This is a genomic window from Slackia isoflavoniconvertens (assembly GCF_003725955.1).
Lineage (GTDB): Bacteria > Actinomycetota > Coriobacteriia > Coriobacteriales > Eggerthellaceae > Slackia > Slackia isoflavoniconvertens.
In genome coordinates, this window is sequence record NZ_QIBZ01000002.1 from 36061 (window position 1) to 58932 (window position 22872).

At 58.5% G+C, this 22872-nt stretch carries 17 protein-coding genes and 1 pseudogene; 8 read left to right on the forward strand and 10 right to left on the reverse strand.

The features are described 5' to 3' along the window. Positions 1-76: 76 nt before the first annotated feature. Entirely contained in the window at positions 77-1969 is a 1893-nt protein-coding gene (locus DMP05_RS01215) for an FAD-dependent oxidoreductase (RefSeq protein ID WP_123218807.1), read from the reverse strand. A 284-nt stretch (positions 1970-2253) separates the two neighbouring features. Between DMP05_RS01215 and DMP05_RS01220 the strand changes: the two genes are divergently transcribed. After that, the gene (locus DMP05_RS01220) at positions 2254-3714 is read left to right on the forward strand and encodes a helix-turn-helix domain-containing protein (protein ID WP_123218808.1); all 1461 of its coding nucleotides are present in this window, start codon (positions 2254-2256) and stop codon (positions 3712-3714) included. Positions 3715-3766: 52 nt separating this feature from the next. Here the strand turns inward: DMP05_RS01220 and DMP05_RS01225 are convergent, their stop codons facing one another. From DMP05_RS01225 to DMP05_RS01255, 7 genes are all read right to left on the reverse strand, one after another. Beyond that, on the reverse strand, positions 3767-5104 hold the full coding sequence (locus tag DMP05_RS01225; protein ID WP_123218809.1) for a TFIIB-type zinc ribbon-containing protein: 1338 nt from the start codon (positions 5102-5104) through the stop codon (positions 3767-3769). 126 nt (positions 5105-5230) lie between these two features. Continuing rightward, positions 5231-5827: an HdeD family acid-resistance protein gene (locus DMP05_RS01230; protein ID WP_161957435.1), complete on the reverse strand. Its 597-nt coding sequence runs from the start codon at positions 5825-5827 to the stop codon at positions 5231-5233. 277 nt (positions 5828-6104) lie between these two features. Beyond that, positions 6105-7022, reverse strand: a complete 918-nt coding sequence (locus DMP05_RS01235; RefSeq protein WP_123218810.1) for an ADP-dependent NAD(P)H-hydrate dehydratase — start codon at positions 7020-7022, stop codon at positions 6105-6107. A gap of 13 nt (positions 7023-7035) precedes the next feature. Continuing rightward, a complete protein-coding gene (gene acpS / locus DMP05_RS01240) occupies positions 7036-7563 on the reverse strand; it encodes a holo-ACP synthase (RefSeq protein ID WP_123218811.1) in 528 nt (175 codons plus the stop codon). Between the two features lie 348 nt (positions 7564-7911). Then, positions 7912-9747, reverse strand: a complete 1836-nt coding sequence (gene glmS, locus DMP05_RS01245; RefSeq protein ID WP_123218812.1) for a glutamine--fructose-6-phosphate transaminase (isomerizing) — start codon at positions 9745-9747, stop codon at positions 7912-7914. Between the two features lie 163 nt (positions 9748-9910). After that, positions 9911-10837 (reverse strand): LysR family transcriptional regulator, encoded by a 927-nt coding sequence (locus tag DMP05_RS01250; protein WP_123218813.1) that lies wholly within the window; start codon positions 10835-10837, stop codon positions 9911-9913. A 70-nt stretch (positions 10838-10907) separates the two neighbouring features. Then, the gene (locus DMP05_RS01255; protein ID WP_123218814.1) at positions 10908-11972 is read right to left on the reverse strand and encodes a DegV family protein; all 1065 of its coding nucleotides are present in this window, start codon (positions 11970-11972) and stop codon (positions 10908-10910) included. 184 nt (positions 11973-12156) lie between these two features. Between DMP05_RS01255 and DMP05_RS01260 the strand changes: the two genes are divergently transcribed. From DMP05_RS01260 to DMP05_RS01270, 3 genes are all read left to right on the forward strand, one after another. Further along, entirely contained in the window at positions 12157-12792 is a 636-nt protein-coding gene (locus DMP05_RS01260) for a DUF1836 domain-containing protein (protein WP_161957436.1), read from the forward strand. Further along, entirely contained in the window at positions 12792-13442 is a 651-nt protein-coding gene (locus DMP05_RS01265; protein WP_123218816.1) for a nitrous oxide-stimulated promoter family protein, read from the forward strand. Before DMP05_RS01260 ends, DMP05_RS01265 begins: the two co-directional genes overlap by 1 nt. A gap of 127 nt (positions 13443-13569) precedes the next feature. After that, on the forward strand, positions 13570-14757 hold the full coding sequence (locus tag DMP05_RS01270) for a pyridoxal phosphate-dependent aminotransferase (protein WP_123218817.1): 1188 nt from the start codon (positions 13570-13572) through the stop codon (positions 14755-14757). Positions 14758-14976: 219 nt separating this feature from the next. Here the strand turns inward: DMP05_RS01270 and DMP05_RS10045 are convergent, their stop codons facing one another. Beyond that, positions 14977-15405 (reverse strand): hypothetical protein, encoded by a 429-nt coding sequence (locus DMP05_RS10045; RefSeq protein ID WP_244594990.1) that lies wholly within the window; start codon positions 15403-15405, stop codon positions 14977-14979. A gap of 126 nt (positions 15406-15531) precedes the next feature. Between DMP05_RS10045 and DMP05_RS10265 the strand changes: the two are divergent. From DMP05_RS10265 to DMP05_RS10055, 4 genes and pseudogenes are all read left to right on the forward strand, one after another. Further along, positions 15532-15657: pseudogene (locus tag DMP05_RS10265) on the forward strand (LysR family transcriptional regulator); the annotation flags it as partial. A 347-nt stretch (positions 15658-16004) separates the two neighbouring features. After that, entirely contained in the window at positions 16005-16529 is a 525-nt protein-coding gene (locus tag DMP05_RS01285; protein ID WP_123218818.1) for a LysR family transcriptional regulator substrate-binding protein, read from the forward strand. A gap of 59 nt (positions 16530-16588) precedes the next feature. Beyond that, positions 16589-17515 carry a DegV family protein gene (locus tag DMP05_RS01290; protein WP_123218819.1) on the forward strand — a complete coding sequence of 309 codons (927 nt, stop codon included), beginning with the start codon at positions 16589-16591 and terminating at the stop codon, positions 17513-17515. 419 nt (positions 17516-17934) lie between these two features. Further along, a complete protein-coding gene (locus tag DMP05_RS10055) occupies positions 17935-19182 on the forward strand; it encodes a hypothetical protein (protein ID WP_244594992.1) in 1248 nt (415 codons plus the stop codon). Between the two features lie 196 nt (positions 19183-19378). Here the strand turns inward: DMP05_RS10055 and DMP05_RS01300 are convergent, their stop codons facing one another. After that, positions 19379-22870, reverse strand: a complete 3492-nt coding sequence (locus DMP05_RS01300; protein WP_123218820.1) for an ABC transporter permease — start codon at positions 22868-22870, stop codon at positions 19379-19381. Positions 22871-22872 lie beyond the last annotated feature (2 nt).

Consider the following 22872-nt stretch of genomic DNA (forward strand, 5'->3'; position numbering starts at 1 on the left):
TCTTGGCCCTTTTTTGCGATGCAAGCCAATGGGGAGGGAGGGTTGAGGGGGCTTGCTCGCATTCGAAATAATCGGATTATGCCGCCGGCGGAGGGCCAGGCATGCCCTTGTCAGACTGCTTGGGCTCGGCGTTGTTCAAACCAAGCGTGGTCGCCTCGTCCAAATCGCCAGTCGCAAGGAACTCACCCAGCGTGTAGCCCAGCGTAAGGCACATGCCAATGGAAACGCCGTTCATGATGCCGTTATAGCCCATGGGGAAACGGCCACCCTCGGTGTTGCCACAGGCGTACAAGCCCTTGATAGGCTCGAAGCCCTGACCTTGCACCTGCTGGTCACCCGTAACAAGCAGACCAGACGTGGACACGAGCGAACCGCCGCCAACACGCTTCGAGCCGGCAAAGCCATAGAACGGAGCCTTGATGATGGGGTACATGGTGTTGACGTCGCGACCAAACTTCATATCGGCGCCAGCCTCGATGGCGGCATTCCAATCGGCGACGGCGGCAACGACCTGCTTCTTCACGCCTTCTTCCATGCCCATATAATCGCACAGCTCTTCAATGGTGTCGGCACAGTAGAGGTACTTGCCCGATTCATCGGAGCCGTCTTTGCCAGCCTGCTCAGCGGCCTGCATGTAGCCATCGATCTTGTTGATGGTGTCATCGTCCCAATATTTCAGCGCCAAATGGCCTGCAATTTGGTTGAGCAGCATCGGCTTCCAGTCGGCATCCCAAATGCTGTACAGAATGTCGCCAGGCTGGCGTGCCGGAGTGCAGCCGGACATGAGCGGACCGCCCAAGCCCTCGTTGCAGAAACGCTTGCCATATTTGTTCAGCCAAATAGTCTCGCACGCCTCGAGCGGGCTCATCGGGAACGCGGCATGGCTGCCCATATCGCCGCCCGTGCCGATTTCCACCTTGGCGCCCATGCGCATAGCCATCGCGATGCCCGAACCGTCACGCCCCGACATAGCCTTGCAATCGGTAAATTCGCCAAGCCAGTAGTTTTCTGCGCAAATGGCGTTGTACATTTCGGAATTGGAACCAATATCGCCGCAGCACAACACCACAGCCTTGGCATCAATCTCGACGTACTTGTCACCCTGCTGGCAAATAATGCCCGTGACCTCGGTGTTATCGTCGTTATGCACAAGCTTGACGCCCGTGGTTTCATACAAGAATTCAACGCCCGCTTCTTTAGCGATGTCTTGGCTGCGAATAAGAGCATCCTTCAGCGAAACGCCTTCACCAAAGTTCGCCGTGCCCACATAGGAGTGGAACATGCCCTTCTTGTAGTCATAGCCATCGGGAACAGGCCAGTTCAAAGGTACAATCTGAGCCTTTTCTTCTTCGGTGAAGTTATCAATGAACCAGTCGAACGCCTCACCCGAACGGTTCGCGAAATCGCTCAAAAGCGTGGGCTCAACACGACCGGCACCACAAATTTGGTACTCGTTCATGAAGTCGACAACGTCATAGCTCGGAATTCCGTGACGCTCGGTCTGCCACGAAGAGTTCAGGTGTCCGATGTCATTGCCCAGAACGGCGAAATCAGCCTCGGTCTGCGTTTCGACGACGATGACATTCGCGCCTTTTTCAGCGGCGCGGCGGGCCGTCGCGGTGCCCGCATGGCCTGCGCCGCACACAACGATATCGCACGTCTTGGTCTCGGCAATGTCGCTTGCGGCGATTTCGGGCTCCTCGCCGAGCCAGCCTGCGCCAAGCACCTCGCCCATGGTCTTGCCTTCGTTGCCCGCATACGCCGACGCGCCCGACGACGCGTTCGTGGAAGAGCCGCCTTCGGATTTATCGGATGAAGCCGTTTTCGGCGAAGAGCAACCGGCCAACGCCGCGGCGCCCGCGGCGCCCGCGACAACAACGCCGGCATTCTTCAGAAAGCCACGACGCGAAATATCGATTTTGCCGCGCAGCTTGCCGAAATCTTCAAGGGATTTCTCATCAATTGCCATTGGATCCTCCTATCCAACATTCCCCAACGCATTCCCTCGATGCGTTTTTTCTCGCTGTCGAAATCGCTTTCGACGCCACCGATGATGAGCTGTTTCGGCGATAAATTCTCCGCTGCAGAGAGGTGAAGAAGGCAAAAACCTCTCACCCTTCTGAGGTGAAAAGCCACGTAAATCCCAATTAATGCCGCAATCGTCGCAAGCGGTCGCAGTAAACGGTACAATGGGGCAGCATTTGAGAGGGGAGCCGTATCATGCGGCATTTTCAACAACAAGAGGTCATGTAAATGGAACAAGAAGGGGCTCGCCCGAATCCTGATTTCCTGCCATTCGGCGCCATAATTGAAAACTGGCAGGCATGGGCCGGCATGGCCGCATTCCTTTCATGGGTAAACGTCATGCTGTGTTTCGAGGGCGCTCTGCGCGACGAGGTCATCTACGAAGGCGGACTTGTGCATGACCCCGTTTTCTATGGCATTACGGCCACGGCAGCCCTCGCGTTCATCGTCTTAAGATCGCGCAAAAACCACCCAAGAAAAGTCGCCGAAAAGAAACTGTTCATTGCTGCCGCTGCGCTTGGGATTATTGGATCGGGTGTCGCAACCGCATTGGTGCACATTGCCCAAATCGTGCCACCCGCCGCTTCCTCAGCATGCGGCGTATGCATCGGCGTCGGCGTCGTTGCAATCACCATTGCATGGGGCAAGTTGCTCGTCGCGCACGACCTGAGAGAATCGCTCGTATTGGTATCGACCGCAATGTGCATGCAATGGGTGCCCTTTGTGATTATGATGCTTGTTCCTTTTGCCGCACGAATGGCGCTCGTCTTGGCGCTCCCAAGCGCGTCTGTCGCATTGCTCCTTCGCCACGCCGCCACCGGCGAGACCCCAGCGTTCGAGGCATCTCGCGAACCACGCAAGACCGACAGCTCCATACTGAACCGCATGGCAATCATGGTTTTCATCTTCTCGGCAACCATCCAATTCATCTGGACATTCTTCATCAAGATGTTCACGAATAATTTGGAGCCCTCGCTTTTCCCAGTCGTGTTCGCGGTACTTACCGTGCTCACTTTCGCGATTATGGGGCTTGCCCTTTTTGCCATGCAGCGTCAAAAGAGCTATCGCATTGAGTTGTACTACCGCATGGCGTTTCTGCTTTGCGTGTGCTCCGCGGGCGCCTTTTCGCTTGCGACGCAGGCTTCGGTACTTGCCTACATGAGCATCTACGCTGGCTTCTCGCTCGTCGTGCCCACGCTATGGATGATGGCGCTCGGCTTTTCCTTCATGACGAAGAGTTCCATCACGAACGCCTTGAGTCTTTTGAGCACCGCCGAATATGCTGGCTTTCTCATTGGGTTCGCCCTTGTCGATGCCCTTAAGCCTCTTGGATATTCGTCGTACGGCAACGAGCTCTCCGCATATATCTGCACGACAGTTATTTTCGCTTTCAGCGTCGCATACGTATGGATCTTTCCCGAACGAGACCTTATCTCCCTCAGCCCCACCATGTTCGGCTTGAGCACTGAAAGCCTCGAAGCGCGCTGCGCAGAACTCGGCGAGCGATTCGGTCTCACGAAACGCGAGAAGGAATTACTCGAGCTTTTTGCATGCGGAAGAAATAGCGCATACATCGAGAAGGAACTCTTCATCAGCAAGAATACGGTTGCCTCGCATCGTAAGAGCATCTATCGCAAAATGGGCGTGAAAACGCAGCAGGAACTGTTGACGCTCGTTGAGGGCAATTAGGAAGCCCGGACTTAGGCTCGAAGGTCGCTGAAGGCATGCGCTCGCCCTTTGGTTAATCTCCAAAAAGCCTGATCAGAAATCCCTTGCGCTTCCGCTTTTCCTCACGAAGCACGCCCTGGCTCGCCGTGGTGGCCCCAACGGCCGCCGCGTTGCCGCCAATTCGAACAATCTCGTAAAGGAAGGGCGATTTCACGTAACGCACTTCGACAGGCGTCGCATGCACGGTGCTCTCGCTCGACAGGTGCACGCTCGGGCTCAGCGGCGCAACCACATGGGTGTCTCGCTTCTCGTCAAACACGACGGCAGCCGCGCGGCCCGTTTGCCCGTTCACGGCAATGCGCACCTGTTCGCCCTCGCGGCCATCGGAAATCGGGCGATCGACATAGAATACCGGCACGAGCATGAGCGCCGACTCATGCTTTTTCACCTTGCGCGACCACTGGCGCATGCTGTTCTTGCTGAAGCCGAACGCGCTTTCGGCGTCGTTGCCCGCGATTGAATAGGCGAGCTTGTCGATGACGGCGCTGTCTTTCTGAATCCCTTCGACCGCCACGATGCGGAAATTTCCCTCTTCCATGGCGGGGTCGAACGGCACAACCTTCGAGAAATCCCACGGCTCAAGAAGGCCCATGAGAGGCACATCGACGTAGTGCGTTTTGGGATACGGCCAATCGAGCACCTCGTAGTACACGAGCGATTCTTTCTTCATTCCCTTGCCGGAAAACGACACCATCATGCGCAAATCGGCAAGCGCGACGGGGATATACATGAGCACCATCTGGCTTTGAATGGCCTCTTCAACCGCGTGGCCGGCGAACACCTCGGGGTACTGCCGCACGAGTTGAAGGGCATTCGCTCGGGCTTGCTGCTCGGAAATGCTGCACGGAATCGCCTGCTCAGGAACGTATTCCGCACCGGTTCCCATCGTAAGGCGCTTGCTGAACTTACCTGGCTTGAGCAAATCGCCCGCGCCGATTTTGTTGCCGCACGAAGGGCACTCGAACACGCTCTGGGTCGATTCGCCCTCAAACGCGGCACCGCAGAAAGGGCACGGAATGCTCACATGCGTTGCCTGCTCAAGCTCTTCGGCGGTTCCTCGGTCTTCTTGGAAAAGCCACTCGAGCAGCGACGAATTGCGCCAGTAAGGCTCGAAATAGTACCAATCGGCATCTTTCGCAGGCTCAAGCTGCGATACGTGAGTCAGCTTCATCAGACCGTCGACCATCTGAATCGGCTGATGGCGAATGCCAACGGTGTCCGCCGGCTGCTGCCCGCCAGCCTCCCACGGCACGCTCGTTCCGCAATATGCGCAATCGAAGCTTCGCGTCGCCTGGTGGGAATACATAGGGCCGCCGCAATTTTGACACTTGATGGCGAACATCTCTTCCATAGCCTGGCCTCCTTTGTGTGGGTTGCTGCCTTACAGCATGCAGCAACGCCCGCATTCGCGGCAGACCCCCATGGCCCAAATTTACGCGCTATTCCTGATGAAAAGGCTAGCTTGATGAAGGCGCCCCTACCAAAGCGTGTTCGTGCGATCGCGCCCGATGGGCAGGCTGAACACGATGGTGTCGACGGCATGCACAATGGCGAACAAGCCCAGGAACAGGCCAATCGAGGAAGGGAACACGCAAATAAGCACGCCGAGCACGATTTCAGCGATGCCAGAAATGCCAACCATGGAACCAAGACCCGCGCCCACCAGGAAAAACGGGCGTGCCGCGACAAGCTGAACCACGCCGAAAAGCACGACGCCAATGCCGAAAACCCACGCAATCGTCGCCACACCAACCGCGGGGAACATGAGCAGCAACACACCGAGCAGCGCGATCATGACGCTGAAGAACAGGCTCCATACGCTTTGCGAAAACAGCGTGTTGCGATAGCGCACATACGAAGCAACGCCAATGCCACCAGCGACAATCACGCACACGGCGATAATCGCAGAAATGCCCATGAGCACCTCGAACGGGCAGAACACGCACACAAGGCCGAACACCAACAGCAGCACGCCCGAAAGCAGTTGCATCCAATTGACCGACCCGCCCTTTCGGCCGGGGCGGAACTCGCTGCTCGAATCGAGCACCTCTACTTGAATGTTGTCGTTTGCCATCGCAGCCTCCTTACGCTCAAGCCACTTATTTGGCATGGTTCGAGTATGTGACCAATTCCCGTCGCACGCACGAGTTTTGCGCAGGTTGTTTCCAAATCGAATACATCGGAAACCGAAACGCGAAATTCGAAAGGCCCCTGCAACGATCGGCTAAAACAGGCCTCTCCAAGCGAGGACGGCAAAGGTCGACCCGCCGAATTGGGGAAACCTCATCGGCGATCGCACGCCGCGTCACCAAAAGGCAGTCAAGCTGACGAATCGTCGCGTTTGCTAGCGCCTACAGTTTCCTGTCGAGCGCACGAATGGCATGCGGAAGGTGCGCGAGCACGTCTTCCGTCGTTACGCATAGCTCGGCGGAATCGGCAGCAGCAAGCACACCGGCGCGGGCGTGCACGAACACGCCCAAGGCGCAGGCATCTTTAGGTTCCATGCCACGTGCGAGCAGTGAGCCAATTGAGCCTGCGAGCACGTCGCCCGTTCCCGCCTTCGCGAGCGCCGGCGTGCCGCACGTGAGCACGAGCACATCATCGGCGCTTTCCTCATTGCCGTCGGCGATATAGGTATCGGGGCCCTTCAGCACGCATACCACGCCAAAGGCCCTTGCAATAAGCAGTGCGTCAAACGCCGCCGCCGGGATGCCTTTCTTTTCGCAACGAGTGCGCGATGCCTGGACTTCTTCAGTATTGAGCGTTGCAAGAATGCGGTCGGCCTCGCCCCTATGCGGGGTAATAACCGTAGGAAGCCCCGCGACGAAGCGCTCGCGCAGCGCGGAAGCGCCCTCGTCGGTTGCAAGCGTCGCAAGCCCGCCGCCATCGACAAGCACGGGCGCCTGCGTGAGCCTAAGCACATCGAGCACCGTTGCCTTCGCCGCATCGCTTACGGCAAAGCCGCTTCCTACGACAACGGCGCACGGGCGCCCCTCGCACGCTGCATGACGATGCTCCACAAACGCGTCAACGGGTTGGCAGACGCACGACGGCTGCACCACGCGCAGCGCGGCAGCGGTCTCGAAGCTTGTGTAGGCGCGAACATAGCCTGCGCCCATGCGCGTCGCAGCCATTACGGCAAGCACACCCGCACCTGCATAAATCGGGTCGCCCACGACGAGTTCACACAAACCGCGCGTGTACTTATTATCGTCAGGAAGAAGACCCGGCAACAGGCGCGCGGCCTTTTTCGAAGTAATCGTCTTCATAATTGGGGTCTCCTTATTCGGACACCGGCTCGCCGGCACCCTTGGCCTCGGCGCTCGTTGCGGTTTGCTCGCCCAAATCGTCGAGCATGCCACGCATTTCCTTGAACTGCTGGGCAAGCTCGGCTTTCACGTCGCGGCGCTTTTCGCGTTCGGCTTGCGACGCCTTCGTAATAGCCACAGCATTGGCCACCGCGACCGAATGGGTATAGGTAATTGACAGGGGCACATCAACAACGCCCTGCTCTTCGGCGATGCGGGCAGCAGCGCCATGCAGCGCGATGGCGGGTTTGCCGTGGGAATCGCGCACGACTTCAACGTCGCGCATGCCTATGCCGCTTGCCAAAATGCCGGTGCCGAGCGCTTTGCACACCGCTTCCTTCGCAGCGAATCGGGCGGCGTAATGCGTCGCCGGATTGCCCTTTCGGTTGCAATAGTCCTGCTCAGCATCGGTGAACACCTTGTGCGCAAACGACGGCGTGCGATCCAAAATGCGCCGCATGCGTTCGATTTCGACGATATCTACACCCAAACCAACCGACACAACACCCTCCTTTTATGCGCATGGTTTTCTGCATTCATCAGTTTAGCCAATAAAGAAGGCGTGCAAAAACGCTTCACAATCCACGCGTCAAGCCATTGCGGGCAAACGGGCCCGGCCGCCATTCACGCTAAAAGTCAGCGAGCGCGGGCCCGGTGCGCCAGGTTGTCCCGCCGCATGGCCAAGCGTACTTCGGTACGCGCCGTGCCATGCACAAGGGGCAAGATGGCGTGCCCGGCCCGCGCGCAGCGTCAACAACGCCGCCGTTCGGCAGAACGGCGGCACAAACCAGCCGCCAGGGCCCAGCGCAGCGTCGGCAGGTTCCGCCGTTCGGAAGAACGGCGGAACCCACTACTCGACCGTGACGCTCTTCGCCAAATTGCGGGGCTGGTCGACGTCGCATCCGCGAGCGATGGCAATATCGCGGGCGAACAGCTGCAGCGGCACGCTCGCTGTAATGGCGCTGAAGCAATCGCGCACCTTCGGAATATATATCACGTGGTCGGCATGCTTCTTGATTTCCTCGTCGCCTTCGGTGGCAATCGCCACCACAAGGGCGCCGCGGGCCTTGCATTCCTGAATATTGGAAATCACCTTGTCGTACGTGGGGCTCTTCGTGGCAACCACGATCACAGGGAAGCCCTCGTCGAGCAGCGCAATGGGGCCATGCTTCATTTCACCGGCGGCATACGCCTCGGCATGCAGGTAGGAAATTTCCTTGAGTTTCAGCGCGCCCTCGTAGCAAATGGTGGAGCCAATGCCACGGCCAATGAACAGGGCATTCTGCGCATCTTTGCATGCGAGCGCCGCTTCCTCGATAGCGCTCGTGTCGGCCAGGATTTGTTCAATGTGCTGTGCGGTATCCGCCATCTCGCGGAACAACATGCGAATTTGAGCCGTCGTAAGGCCGCCACGCAGCTGGCCGAGCAGCATCGCGAGCAGCGTGAGCGCCGCCACCTGGCCCAAGAAGCTCTTCGTTGCTGCCACGGCGATTTCCTTGTTTGCCTTGATGTAAATTACTCCGTCACTCTCGCGCGCCACGGGGCTGCCCACCACATTGGTGATGCCGAACACCTTCGCGCCCTTGATGCGTGCATCGCGAATGGCGGCCAGCGTATCTGCCGTCTCGCCCGACTGAGACACGGCGACTACAAGCGTCGAGGGCGTGATGATGGGGTTTCGATAGCGGAACTCGCTCGCCACCTCGACTTCGCAAGGAATACGGCTCCACGCCTCGATAAGGTTCTTCGCGATAAGGCCCGCATGGTAGCTCGTGCCACACGCGATGATATACACGCGATCGATGGCCGCCAGCTCGTCGTAATTGAGCGACAACTCGTCGAACTGTAAATGGCCGTTCACCATACGACCGGCAAGCGTGTCGCGAATCGTGCGCGGCTCCTCATAGATTTCCTTCAACATGAAATCAGGGAAACCACCCTTTTCAGCTGCGGAAACATCCCAATCAACATGCGTGACGGACGGGTGGATTTCGCTACCTTCTTGGTCGAAATATTCAATCGTCGACTCGCCGTCCGTAAACGTGAGCTTCGCGAAGGTGTCGTCTTCGAGCACGACCACATCGCGCGTCTCGTCGATAAGCGCCACGATATCGCTCGCGACGAGCGCGCCGCTTTTGCCCTGGCCCACCACGATGGGCGAATCTTTGCGGGCGCACACGATGACGCCCGGCTCGGCATCGCACACAACCGCGATGCCGTACGCGCCCGCCAAGCGATAGGTCGCCCGGCGCACAGCGTCGAGCAAATCGCCGTCGTATGCTTCTTCAACCAAATGGGCAATGACTTCGGTGTCGGTCTCGCTCGAGAACACGTGCCCGCGACCAATGAGCTCTTCTTTGAGCGTGGCGTAGTTCTCAATGATGCCGTTATGCACCACGGCGATATCGTTCGCGCAGGCCGTATGCGGGTGCGCGTTATTCTCGCTCGGTTTACCATGGGTCGCCCAACGTGTATGGCCAATGCCACACGTGCCATCGATATCCATGCTCTCAACCATGGCCTCAAGGCCGGCGACCTTGCCAACCTTGTGCTTCACGTTGAGGCCCAGCGGCGTTTGCACGGCGATGCCCGCCGAATCGTAGCCGCGGTATTCCATGCGCTTCAGGCCGCGAATCAAAACGTCCTTCGCCTGCAAGCTTCCGATGTATCCAATGATGCCGCACATAGGGAAATTCCTTTCCTTATCAGGAACGTGAGCCTGACACAACGCTTCATTGTAGTGTCGGGGGAGCCACGGAAAGGAAGGTCGTCACAGGTTGTTTACACGCTGACGGGTAAACGGCGCCAAAGAGAAAGCGAGCGGCGCACCGCGCCACCCAACCATCGCGCTACCCAAGCATCTCGACATCGGGGTCGGTTTGCGCGATGGCATGCAGCTCGTCGATATAATGCAGCAGAAGTTCGCTCGGGCGGCGTTCGCGATGCATGATGTAGCCCACGCGCATGCGCTCGTCGGCATCGAGGGGAACGCTTGCAATGCCGTGCGACATTTCGCTCGAAAGCACGCCCGTGGAAAGCGTGTAGCCGTTATGGCTCACAAGCAAATTCGAAAGTGTGCCGCGATCGGAACAGCGAATATTGCGCGCGCTCGGCAGCCACGCGAGCGGCTCTTCGGCATAATAAAACGAGTTCACCGTACCCTGCTCGAACGAATAGCGAGGATAAGCCGCCAATTCTTCAGGCGAGATGATCTCGCGTTTCGCGAGCGGATGGCTCTCGCCCACAAACACATGCGCAGAAGCCTCGAACAAGGGGTGGAACCGCACGTCGGCTTCTTCAAAAGCGCGTTCGAGCACGCGCCTGTTGAAATCGTCGGTATACAGCACGCCTATTTCACTGCGGAAGCTGCGCACGTCTTCGATGATTTCGGCCGTGGTGCTCTCACGCAGCACCAGGTCGTACTCATCGCCCGTGCAGGTTTCGGCCACATTTACGAACGCCTGCACGCTGAAGGCGTAATGCTGCGTGGAAACAGCCAGGCGCACATGGCTCGAGCCGTGCTCGGCATAGCGGCGCTCGAGCATGTCGGCCTGCTCGATTACCTGGCGCGCATAGCCCAAAAGCTCGGTGCCGTCGTTGGTCAGCGCCACGCCGCGATTGCTGCGCGTGAAAATAGTGACGCCCAGCTCCTGCTCGAGGTCTTTGATGGCCGTGGACAAGTTCGACTGCGTCGCGAACAGCTCGCGCGCGGCAGCATTGATGGAGCCGTATTCCGCGACGGCGATAAGGTAGCGAAGTTGTTGCAGTGTGGCCATAGGGTTTTTCCTTTACGAATTCGGCTTTATGCCGGCAAATGCGTCGAACCGAATTCTACCGCGCCGCGCGCTATAAAACGGAAACTCCAACTCCCACCAGTCCAGGACCGGTATGCACCACGAGCGCGGGCGAGATTTGGCAGAAAATCACGTCGATTGCCTGAGGGAATTCGGCCTTCAAATCGTCGGCAATGATGCGCGCTTCGGCCTCGGCGTCGCCGTGAGCCACGGCGAAACGAACCGAGCGGCCCTCTTCGAGAGCGGCAGCAGCAACCTTCTTCGCAAGCGAAACGGTCTTCTTCAGCGAGCCCTTGCGGCCGTGGCTTTTCGCGCACACCACGTATTTGCCCTCTTCATTGCACTTGATGGTGGGGCGAATATCGAGCTTCGAGCCAATCGCGTACGTCGCGGCGCCAATGCGGCCGCCTTTATAGAGATACTCGAGCGTGTTCACGCAGAAAAAGCCCTCGGAGCGCTCGGCGGTACCCTCGGCGCGGGCGATAACCTGCGAGAACGGCATGCCCGAGCCAACGAGCTCGCACACGAGCACTGCGGTAAGGCCCGCAGCGATGCCGATGCTCTTCGTGTCAATCACAGCGCACTGCAAATCGGCACGGCTGGATGCGATGCTGCGCACCAAGTCGTAGGTACCCGAAAGCCCCGAGGAAATCGTGACGGCAATCACATGGGTGTAGCCTTCAGCGGCAATTCGATCGAACAGGGCCATGATATCGGCAGGCGCCGGTGTCGAGGTTTTAGGAATTTCGGTTTCGAAGCGACGGTAGACTTCTTCGGGCTGAATAGTCACGCGATCGAGAAAGTCGCCATCGGAATAGTTCACATGAAGGGGCGCGATGAACACGCCGTACTTTTCGACGACCTCCGGCGGCACATCGGTCGCGGAATCGACCAGCACGGCGATACGCTGATTTTCCGCGTCGCCTTCGCCTACCGCGGCGGCCACGGTGGCGGCAACCGTCTCGGCGGCGTCAGACGCCGTAGCCACAGCAGTTGCGGCCGCTTCCGCCGCCTCGCCAAAAACCGCGGCTGCGTCGGCGGCAACGACGTCGCCGAGGCCACGAACTTTTTCAATCCCCTGCTTAATGGCGCCATTAATGCCGTTGTTGCCGATCATGGAGCCTTCCCTTCTTCACCCAACAACGCTTGCGCGATGCCGGCGTTCAATACATCTCGTTTTGAAAGCCAGCTTATGTGCGCAGCAAAACCGTGTCAAGCAATATGGAGTTTGATTGGACGCTTCGCAACGGTAACGTTTCCGGTGCCCGCACGGGAGCATGCGACGTGCTACGCTTGCGTCCATGACACGCAAAGCAAAACATATCCAAGCACTCAGCGAGGCGGAATACGTCGAGCTTATTCGCGAGCTGCGCCTGGCGCGCTATGCCGATATTCCCACGATCGACTTGTACATGGATCAGTTGCTCACCTATATAGATGCGCAACTGCGCCCGCTCGTGGCGCCCGACGAAAAGCTGCTCACAGCTTCCATGGTGAACAACTATGTGAAACAAGGCATTATCCCCGCACCGAAGGCCAAGCGCTACACCGCGAACCATGTTGCCATGCTTACCGTGATTTGCCTGATGAAACGCACATTCTCGATGGACGACATCCATTCGCTGCTGCGAGTTTCGGCGGCGACCCACGGCATCGACCACGCATACAACTTCTTCTGCGAGGCGGTAGAGGAAAGCCTTCGCCAGCTCTTCTGCGGCGAAATTGCCCACACGAACCTTGGGTCGTGCGACATCCGCAAACCAGACGGCCCCGCATTCGCCCTCCAGGTAAGCAACGCCGCCGACCTTTCACCTGAACGTCGACTCGCGCTTTCGGCGGCAACGAGCGTCGCGAATAAAATTTATGTCGAGAAGTGCTTTGAGCTGGGTATTCTCGATGGAGCACGCAATGCGCAGCTGCGAAAGGCAGAAAACTAATGGCCAAAACGAGCGAACACGATGCCCTCGTCGAGCCCGAAAGGAAATCGACCGAAAGCGACCTAACAACGAAGACCCGGAACGAATCAGCCGAAGCCGCAGGCGCCACAGCCAACGCAACCTCTGCCGAGGCGACCCCGGCTCGAGAAACTAAGGCCGCAGCCGAAATAGCCGCCAAACAGCACGCGCCCCGCCTCGATGGAGCCGACATAGCCGCGGCCGCAAACCAAGCCGCCGCAAAAGCGTGGAAGAAACATCGTGCGCGCATTCTTAACCGCATTGCCGAAAAGGAAATCGCACGCGACATCGTAACGCTCGCTGGCATGACGGAAATCTATTGCGCCGACCACCACGCCGCCGCCGACCGCACGCCATACGAAAGCGAAGCCACCGCCGTGGGCATGTATCCCCAGCACAAGATTCCGCGCCTTTGCCCCGAATGCGCCGCACATTTGCGCTACGGCGAAGTTCGCCGAGCACTGTGCCGACGCGAGCCGCGCCCCGCATGCAAAACGTGCAAGAGCCATTGCTACACATCCACCGAATCGGCATGGCAACGCCGCGCCATGGCCTATGCGGGCCCCAGGGCAATGTTCCGCGGACACGCGATTGAAGCAATTCGCCACCTCATTCACACCAGAAAGAGCTAAGGCAGCGTTTCCATCTGCAGAAAAAAGATTCCATTCCCCAACTTTCTCGCCCTTTGCGCTTTATCATAGACGCGTGAAGGAAACCAGCAACGCCGCCCGTAGGCGCGCGCGGGGAAACGAGGGCACCATGATCAATCAACGCATGTACGAGTTGGGCAGCGAACCGTCGGCGATTCGCGAGCTGTTCGCATACGGCCAAGCACGCAAGGCCGAAATCGGCGAGGATAACGTCTTCGACTTCAGCATCGGCAACCCCAGCGTTCCGGCGCCCGAAGCGGTTAAGCGAGCAATTCTCGATGTGATGGAGCAGCCCCCCGCCCAAGTGCACGGCTACACCCCCAGCCAGGGCGCACCGAGCGTTCGCGCCGCCGTGGCCGCATCGCTCAACCGCCGCTTCGATACGTCGTACGAAGGTGCGAACATCTACATGACCTGCGGCGCCGCCGCATCGCTTTCCATCTGCTTCAACGCCGTTGGAAACCCGGGCGACGAGTTCATCGTGATTTCGCCCTATTTCCCCGAATACAAGGTTTGGATTGAAAACGCCGGCTGCAACTGCATCGAGGTGCCCGCTCGCCGCGACGATTTCCAAATGAACATCGAGGCCATCGAAGGCGCCATTACGCCGAAAACCAAGGCCATCGTGATTAATTCGCCCAACAACCCAGTTGGCTCGGTGTACCCCGAATGCGACTTGATCGAACTCGCCAACGCGCTGCGCCGCAAGCAGGACGAATTCGGCACCACCATTTACATCATCGCCGATGAGCCGTATCGCGAAATCGTCTACGGCAACGTGCGCGTGCCGTTCGTTCCGCCTATCTACGAGAACACGCTCGTGTGCTACTCGTATTCCAAATCGCTCAGCCTGCCGGGCGAGCGCATTGGCTACATTCTGGTTCCCAACACCATGCCCGACTGGGAGCACACCTTCAACGCCGTGTGCGGCGCGGGCCGCGCGCTTGGCTTCGTGTGCGCCCCGTCGCTTCTGCAGTACGTCATCGAGCGCTGCGTCGACGAGCCGAGCGATGTTGAGGCCTATGCGAAGAACCGCGAAGCCCTGTATGGCGGCCTTACGAAACTCGGCTACGAGTGCGTTGCGCCCCAAGGCGCATTCTACTTGTGGGTTCGCGCGCTCGAACCCGACGCTCAGGCTTTCGCCGAGGCCGCGAAGGCACATGAGCTGCTGCTCGTTCCCAGCAACAGCTTCGGCGTCGAGGGCTGGCTGCGCGTAAGCTACTGCGTCGCCCATGAGACCATCGTGAATTCGATGCCCGCATTTGCCGAGCTTATGCGCGAGTATCAAACGAGATAGCGCATCTTAGACAATGCGTTTTTTGACGCAAAAACACGAAGGCTCGCCTACCGCAGGCGAGCCTTCGTTGCATAGAGGTGCCGAAACCGCGCGGGCAAATCGGGCTGAGTATTTCGCGTTCCGCGCCCGCATGAGCTGCGGACTTACGCAGGCTCAGCGCATGCGTGCAGGCAACAACGTTAGGCCGCTGCCGCGCGAACGCCGCGCCATTCGGCCCTATCACTTCTGGAATTTCTTGGCCTCTTCGGCTTCGACGCCCTCCATCGAGGCGCCATATTTCGCGGTTTTCGGATCTTTGCCGCCATCTTTAAGCAGCTCATCGACGCTTTCCGCACGCAGCGCCTCGCGTCGCGCATCGTGTTTTTCCTGATAGCGGCCCGCCGCAACAGCATCGAGCTTCACATTGCGGAAGTACACGATCCAGTTCGCCGCGATGGCAATCATGTTCAGGAAATAGACCGCCAGCACCCAGTTGATTTGGCCCGATACGAACTTCGCCGCAATACCGGCAACGTAGCCCAACGTAATAAGCAAAATGAACTGCCAGCTTGTGCCCGCAGCCGTGCGCGCCTTCGCCGCCTTATACGCATTCATCGGCCACGACAAGCCAAAACAAACCAGCATGACCGCTTCAAGAAATTCCGCCATTGCACCCTCGATTTCTCGGATTTCAAACCCTTTGAGAATAGTTCGCGCGCATCATAGCGTCTAATATATGAATTGGTTATTTATCATCACTTTTACATTATGATTCAAGAAAACGAAGGGAGCGCCATGGAGCTTTTGCAGTTGAGATATTTTCTGGAAGTTGCGGAAAGCGAGCACGTCACGCACAGCGCCCAGAAACTTCGCGTATCGCAGCCCTCGCTCACCCAAGCGATTAGCCGCCTCGAGCGAGAACTGGGCGTACAGCTTTTCGAGCCAGAAGGGCGCGGCATTCGCCTTACTGAAGCAGGCCGCTTCTACAGCAAACGCATCGCGAAAGCGGTGGGAGAAATCGACTCGGCGACCAGCGAGCTTGCGCGGTTCGACGAAGAGCGCAGCTCGATTGTGCGCATCAACGTTGTTTCGGCCTCGAACATCGTCGTTGACGCCGTCGCGGAATGGCGCGCTCAACACCCCGCGGCAAAGTTTCAGATTGTGAGCAGCGAAACCGCCAGCAAAATTGAACCGTGCGACATCGAAGTGCGCATGCAAACGGGAAAACGCCGGAAGCGAAGGGCGCGCGCCTATTCAAGGAACGCATCATGCTCGCCGTGCCCACAACGAACGGCGACGAAACCGAGGAGTGCGCGTTGCGCGAAACCAAAGAGCCCGACGCAGGTTTTCGCGACAATCCAGGAAAAGGCGAGAGACTCGGAGGCGAAGAGCGCGACATCGCAGCGAGCGACGCCTTGGCCAACGGCCGCGGCGAAGCGATTTCGCTGGCCCAGGTGCAAAACAGCGGCTTCATCATGCTCGCAGGCTCGCGCAACATCAGCAACCTCTGCCTGTCGCAATGCGCCAAACTGGGGTTTCGCCCCACAATCGCCTTCGAGAGCGATAATCCATCGGTCGTGCGCAAGATGATCGGCCTTGGCCTCGGCGTTGGCTTTTGGCCCGAACACAGCTGGGGCGAGCTTGGCGCCGGCGCGCGCCTTGCTCCCATTCTTGAGCCGGGATTCGTACGCACCATCGAAGTCGCGCGAACGCGCCACGGCGGCTCGAACGAGCAGGCCGATAAGTTCTATTCGTTCCTGCTTCAGCGATTCGAAGCCCGCTGGAATATCTAGCGATTCCCCGCGTCAACCATGGTAGACTTTTGCGTATATGTGTGAGAGAAAGGGATTCCATGGCCGCGGAATGCAATTTAATCATCGATTCATGCTGCGATTTGCCGCTGAGCATGCTGCAAATCGAAGGCGTCGATACGCTGAACTTCAATTACGTCATGAGCGATGGCGACCACGAGGACGATTTCTATCAATCCATCACGCCGCACGAGTTCTACGAGAAGATTCGCAATGGAGAAACGCCGAGCACCTCGCAGGCTTCGCCGGCGGCAATCGAAGCGGCATGGCGCCGCGCTGCCGAAAACGGCATTCCCACGGTATACCTATGTTTCTCGAGCGGCCTTTCGTCGAACTACTCAACTGCGGCGGCGTTGCTTGCCCAGGTGAAAGAGGAATTCCCCGATGCTCCGCTCTATTTGGTCGACCTTATGATCGGCTCTACGCCCGAGGGCTTGCTCGTTCTTGAGGCGTTGCGTCAGCGCGATTCGGGGCTTTCTGCAGAAGAGCTGGTCGAGTGGGCCGAACAGGCGCGCTACTTCGTGCAAACCGCTTTCATGGTCGACGACCTTGATGCGCTGCACCGCGGCGGACGCATTCCCGCATCGGTTGCCGCAGCGGGCTCGGCACTCAATGTGAAACCCCTGCTCACCTTCGATACGTCGGGGCACTTGGCGCTCACGGGCGCCGCGCGTGGGCGCAAGAAGGGCCTGAAGCAAATGGCCGATTTCTTCGCAAAAGAGCATGACACGCAAGGTGGTTCGCCCGTAGTGCTCATCGGCAACGCCGACTGCCCGAAAGACGCCGAAGCGCTGCGAGATCTTTTGGCCAAACAAGACGAGAGCATCACCGTGGTACAGCACAATATTGGTGCCACCATCGGCAGCCATGTTGGGCCCGGCATGGTGTCGATTTCGTTCTGGGGCGGCGACCGCCGTGAAAACATGTCCGTCGCCGACCGCATCGCCGCGAAGATCAAGCGCGGCTAGCAAGTCGAACGGACGGTTCGGGGCCGCAGGACATCAAGGTGCTCTGAGGCCCCGACTCACTGCCGTCATCTCACCGACCTCGGAGCCCCTTTTTTCGCAATTGCCTGTCGCGGCCAATCGTAGCAGACTCGTATTGCATGCATATGAACGGACCTTCTACACTCCTTCCCTCTCTTCTCGCACCTTGCCTCTCTTCCTCATCCCCACAAGTGCCCATCGGCGCGAAGGCCCGCGCTCGAATATCCCGTCCCTGCAAAGCCCATCCCCCGTCTCTTATGTTTGTCGCGGTTCCGTGGCGCCGAGGTAACGTTTCGATTCAGATTCTTCCCATTGTGCGAACGCGCGATATGTTCGACTCGTACCAAACGCATTTACCGCAAGCCAATCGAGCGCTTGCTTTTATTTGATAGGAGGCAACCATGGACAGACGCGCATACAGTCAAGAAAACCGCAACCAGCGCGCCGATTCGGCGGCAAAAACCGTCGTTATCTCGCCCAAGGCTGAAGCCGAAACCCCCAACCCAACCGGAATCAAGGGCCTTTTTGAGGGGCTTTCGGTTTCACAGGTCACCGCAGGTGCTTTGGCCGCGGTGACCTCGATGCTGCTTTCTGCCCAAATTGGCATTGCCGGCTCGGTTATCGGCGTCGCCGTAGGCTCGGTCGTGTCGACCGTTTCATCGCAGCTTTACAAAAAATTCCTGGCGGGGTCAGCCGAAAAACTTCGCGGCTTTGCCTCGAGCGACAACGAGGAAGAAAATGCGGCGGCTAACGCCGTTGCCGCCCAAAGCGCAACCCAAAGCTTCGCACACGCGCAAACCACCGTTATACCCATCACACGCGCACCATTCGAGGGCGCCGAAACCACCACGCTGCCTTCGGTGGGCACGGCGACGCGCGCATTCAACGAAGCGGCGGTCCCGTCGGCCAATTCCGCCGAAACGAGCGTTCTATCCGCAGGCCAAATCGTTGGAGCCGATGCGCACGACATGCGCGGCAGCCAAGCCGCTCAAGGCGCCCAATCGAATACGCCGCGCATCAATAGCGCAGCCGGCCATACGGGCAATGCGAGCCACGCAACGGGCGTCGTCGAGATTGAGGCCCAAAAACAAAAGACCATGCAGTGCCGCGTGCTCGCGGTTTCAGTCGCCTCGTCCCTTGCGGCAATCCTGCTGTTCGCGGGCCTCGTGCTTATGTTCACCGGTGGCGAAGGCATCGGTACAAAAGTAGCCCCGTTCACCGGTGAAGTCGTAACGAGCCAGCTTGCAGACGAAAGCAGCGCTGCGACCAGCAATGACACCGAAAAAGCCCATGATGCCAAGAAGGCCGAGACAACAACTCAAAACGAAAACGAGAAGAACAGCGCTCCGCAATCCCCTCAACAGAATTCGACGCAGAACGCTTCCAACTCTTCATCCGCAACTGAATCGGGCACAAACTCCAGCAACACGAATTCGGGATCGGAGAACTCGAGCTCCGCAAGCGGCAACAACAGCCCATCCTCAAGCGACTCAGGCTCCGGCCAAACTTCCAGCAATAATACGAATTCAAATTCCAACAACGCAAACAGCTCTGGCTCTGGCTCAACGGATTCGGGCGGAAATGCCACAAATTCAGGGTCAACGGGATCGGAATCGAGCGCATCGTCGCAAGCGGGGTCGGGCAAGTAGCCCACGGCGAAATATTTCGCTCGGCAAGAAAAGCCGCAAGGCGGCAACACGCGCCCAAGTGAAAACGAATTCAGCCCCACAGGCAACTCCAAGAAAGCGCATGCATACATACAAAAGCGGGCCTGCATCGTTCTGCAGGCCCGTCGCCGTTCAGGGCAATTATGTTTGCCATTTGGCTAATCGCCCTGCGCGTTCGTTAGTCGACGCTCTTCAAACTTTCGACCATATCGATTTTCTTGAGCTTGAATTTCATCGCCAAAGTCACGATAACCGAGAACAGCATGGTGAGCGCAAATGCGATAGCGAAGCTCAAAGTGTGAATTTCGCGGCCGAACATCACTTGATCGACCTCGGCGGTGATTACAACATAGCCTTCCATAGCTATGCCAAGGAACAAACCAACGAATGCGCCAATCAGCGAAAGCAGCATGGTTTCACGATAAATATACGCGTTCACCTCATGCGGCGTGAAACCAAGCACCTTCAGCGTGGCAATCTCGCGCACACGCTCGGTGATGTTGATGTTCGTGAGGTTGTACAGCACCACGAACGCGAGCAAGGCCGCAGCAACCACAAGCACCACCACGACCGAATCGACGCTCTTCAGCATGCTGCGATAGCTGTTGATGGTTTCGTCGTTATACGTCACGGTTTTCACACCATCCATCGCGAGCACCTCGTCGCTGAACACTTCGCGCACGTCATCGCCCTCGGCAACGTTCGCGAGCAGCGTCGCGTACGAAGGCGCTTCACCCATGGTGGATTCGTACAACGCAGGCGACATGAGCACGTATTGCGCCACGTAGTTCTCCATAATGCCCGACACGCGCACCTCGCGGCCTTCGCCCGTCGCGTTGCCAATGGCATCCTCGTCGTAAATCGCGATGGAATCGCCCACCGAAACGCCCAGCTTCGTCGCGAGCTTCTCGCTTATGAGCACGCCTTCATCGTCAATCGCGAGGGGCTTGTGGCCCACGCGCGTGCGCAGCGTGTTGAAGTTGCCGAATTCCTGCGTATCTTGCGGCACGTTCAACTCGACACGTTGGTCGATTTCATCCGACGCGCCCGGAGTGCGCACAATTTTGTTCTCGGTAAGCACCCATGCCTTCGGACCTTCGGAGTCGGCCTCGACGCGTTTGGCCACGGCATTCTTTTCGGCATCGGCAGCATCGGGATCCATGCGCACGATGGCGTTGTAGTGGTACAGCTCGCCATACTGCTTGTCGATGATGTCGTTGATGGCGTTTTGCAAGCCAAGACCGGTGAGCAAAAGCCCCGTGCAGCCTGCAATGCCAATAATCGCCATGAAGAAACGGCGCTTATAGCGGAAGAGGTTGCGCGCGGTGACCTTCCAACTGAACGACATGCGACTCCACAGCGGACGAATGCGTTCGAGGAGGATGCGCTTGCCGGCCTTCGGCGCGCGCGGCAGCATAAGGGCTGCCGGCTTTTCGCGCAGGGTGGCCATCGCAGCGAACAGCGTTGCCGCAACCGTGATGCCCACGGAAAGGCCCGCCGCCAGCAAGAACAGAGCAGGGTCGATTGGCGTAGGCCTGCACGGCACAACATAAATAATCGCGTACGCATTCATGATGAACCACGGCAGGAATTGCGACAGCAGTACAATGCCCACGATTGAACCCACGCCGCTGGCAACCATGGCATACACCAAATACTTCGAGGCGATGCGCCCATTGGAATAGCCAAGCGCCTTAAACGTGCCAATGAGCACGCGCTCTTCATCGACCATGCGCGTCATAGTCGTAAGCGAAACCAAGGCGGCCACAAGGAAGAACAGCAGTGGGAACACCTGCGCAATTTGGTCAATGCGTCCCGCGTCAGAACGGAAACTTTCGGCGCCGATGTTCTTCTTCAAATCGAGCGCATACACGTCGGCATCCATAGTGGCAATGTCGTCCACCTCGGCTTGGGCGTCGGCGAGCTGCGCTTCGGCATCGGCGAATTCGGCCTCGGCCTGGGCGCGCTTATCAGCAAGCTCGGCAGCGCCGTTTTCCCACTGCGACAAACCGTCGGCATATTCGGCCTGGCCGCTTTTGAGCTGAGCGCGGCCCTCATCGAGCTGCGCCTGGCCTTGGGCGAGCTGCGCCGCAGCGGCATCAAGCGAGGCCTGACCGCTCGCGAAGCCCTGGTTGGCCGCAGCCTTCTGGGCAGCAAGCTCCTGCTCGCCCGCCGCAAGTTGCTCAGGCACGCCCGCGGTTTCCGTATCGATTTGAGCGATGCCCGCCTGAAGCTGAACGATGCCCGCCTCGATTTCAGTTTTCTGGGATTCAAGCTGCGCTTGCTGCTGCTGGAGCTGCGACAAAGCCGCCTTGGCTTGAGGCAACTGCTGCTCGAGAGCTGCTTTTTTCGCTTTCGTTTCCTCATGCGTAGGATCGGCCGGATTCAACGCATCAATTTGCGCCTGCAACTCATCAATCGCCCGCTGCGCCTGCTCAATTCTGGCCGCGACCTGCGCAAGGCCATCGTTCACCCGGTCGAGGCCCTTCTGCGCTTCATCGAGCTTATTGTTCAGCATTTCACGCGTCTGCATGGCGGCGTGGTATTTCGCCCACCCTTCGTCAATCGACGCCTGAGCCTGAGCCAATGCCGCTTGCGCCTGCGAACGCTGGTCGGCGAGTTCAGCCACGCCCGACTCATACTGGGCGCGACCGCTTGCCAACCGCGATTCGCTTTGAGCAATGGTCGCCTTCGCCGATTCAAGCTCAACGGCCGCAGAATCGAGCTGCGCCTTAGAATCGTCGAGCGTCGCCTGGCCATCGTCGAGCTGCGCGAGCGCGTCGGCCTTCTTCTGCTCGTATTCCGCACGCTTTTCATCGAGCGTGGCCTGAGCGTCTGCCTGCAGGCCTTCGATGCGCGACGCCTTCAAATCGTCGGCAATCGCGTCGATACGATTGGCAACTTCGTCGACTTTCGCCTGGTAGGCATCGCTTGCCCATGGCAAGTCGCGCGCACCATCGACCGCGATGAACGCTTCGGTAATGGGATAATCGTCAGCGAAGGCCGAATCGGGAGCGAGCACGAAGCTCGTAAGACGGCCGCTTCCAAGCGACGTCGAACCCACGTTAGTCGAGCACGTGTAATACGACGAATTCACGAAGCCGACCACCGTGAACTCGCGCTCGGCGAAGCTATCGTCCAAGTCTTGCGTGCCCTCGATAAGGCGCACCTTGTCGCCGATATGCACATCGGTCTGCCACACCGTGTCAGAAGAAAGCAGGCACTCGTCGCTTTTCGTGGGCCAGGTGCCGCTCTTCAAGATAGGCCTGTTCAAATACGAACCGTCGCTCGATTGCACGGTGAAGCCATCGTCGCACGTGCTCGCCTGGGCAGCGTCAACATCAAGCGACTGGAAGCACAGCGTATATTGCACGCCATCCAATTCTGAAATGGCGTCGGCTTCGCGAGCGGGCATAACAGCCGAAACGCCCTCCACATCGCGCAACGCGTCGATTTGCGCCTCATCGAATCCAATCGTCGAAACCACGCGCACGTCGGCCAAACTCGTGCCGTCATAGTATTCGTCGCCCGCAAGGCGCATGTCGGGCCCCGTCATGCGCAGGCCGGCATAAAAGCCCGCACCAAGTGCGGCAATAATCGCAATCGCCAAAAAGCGGCCCCACGAATGGGTGATAGAACGCCGTAGATCTTTTCCGAATGCGCTCGCCATAC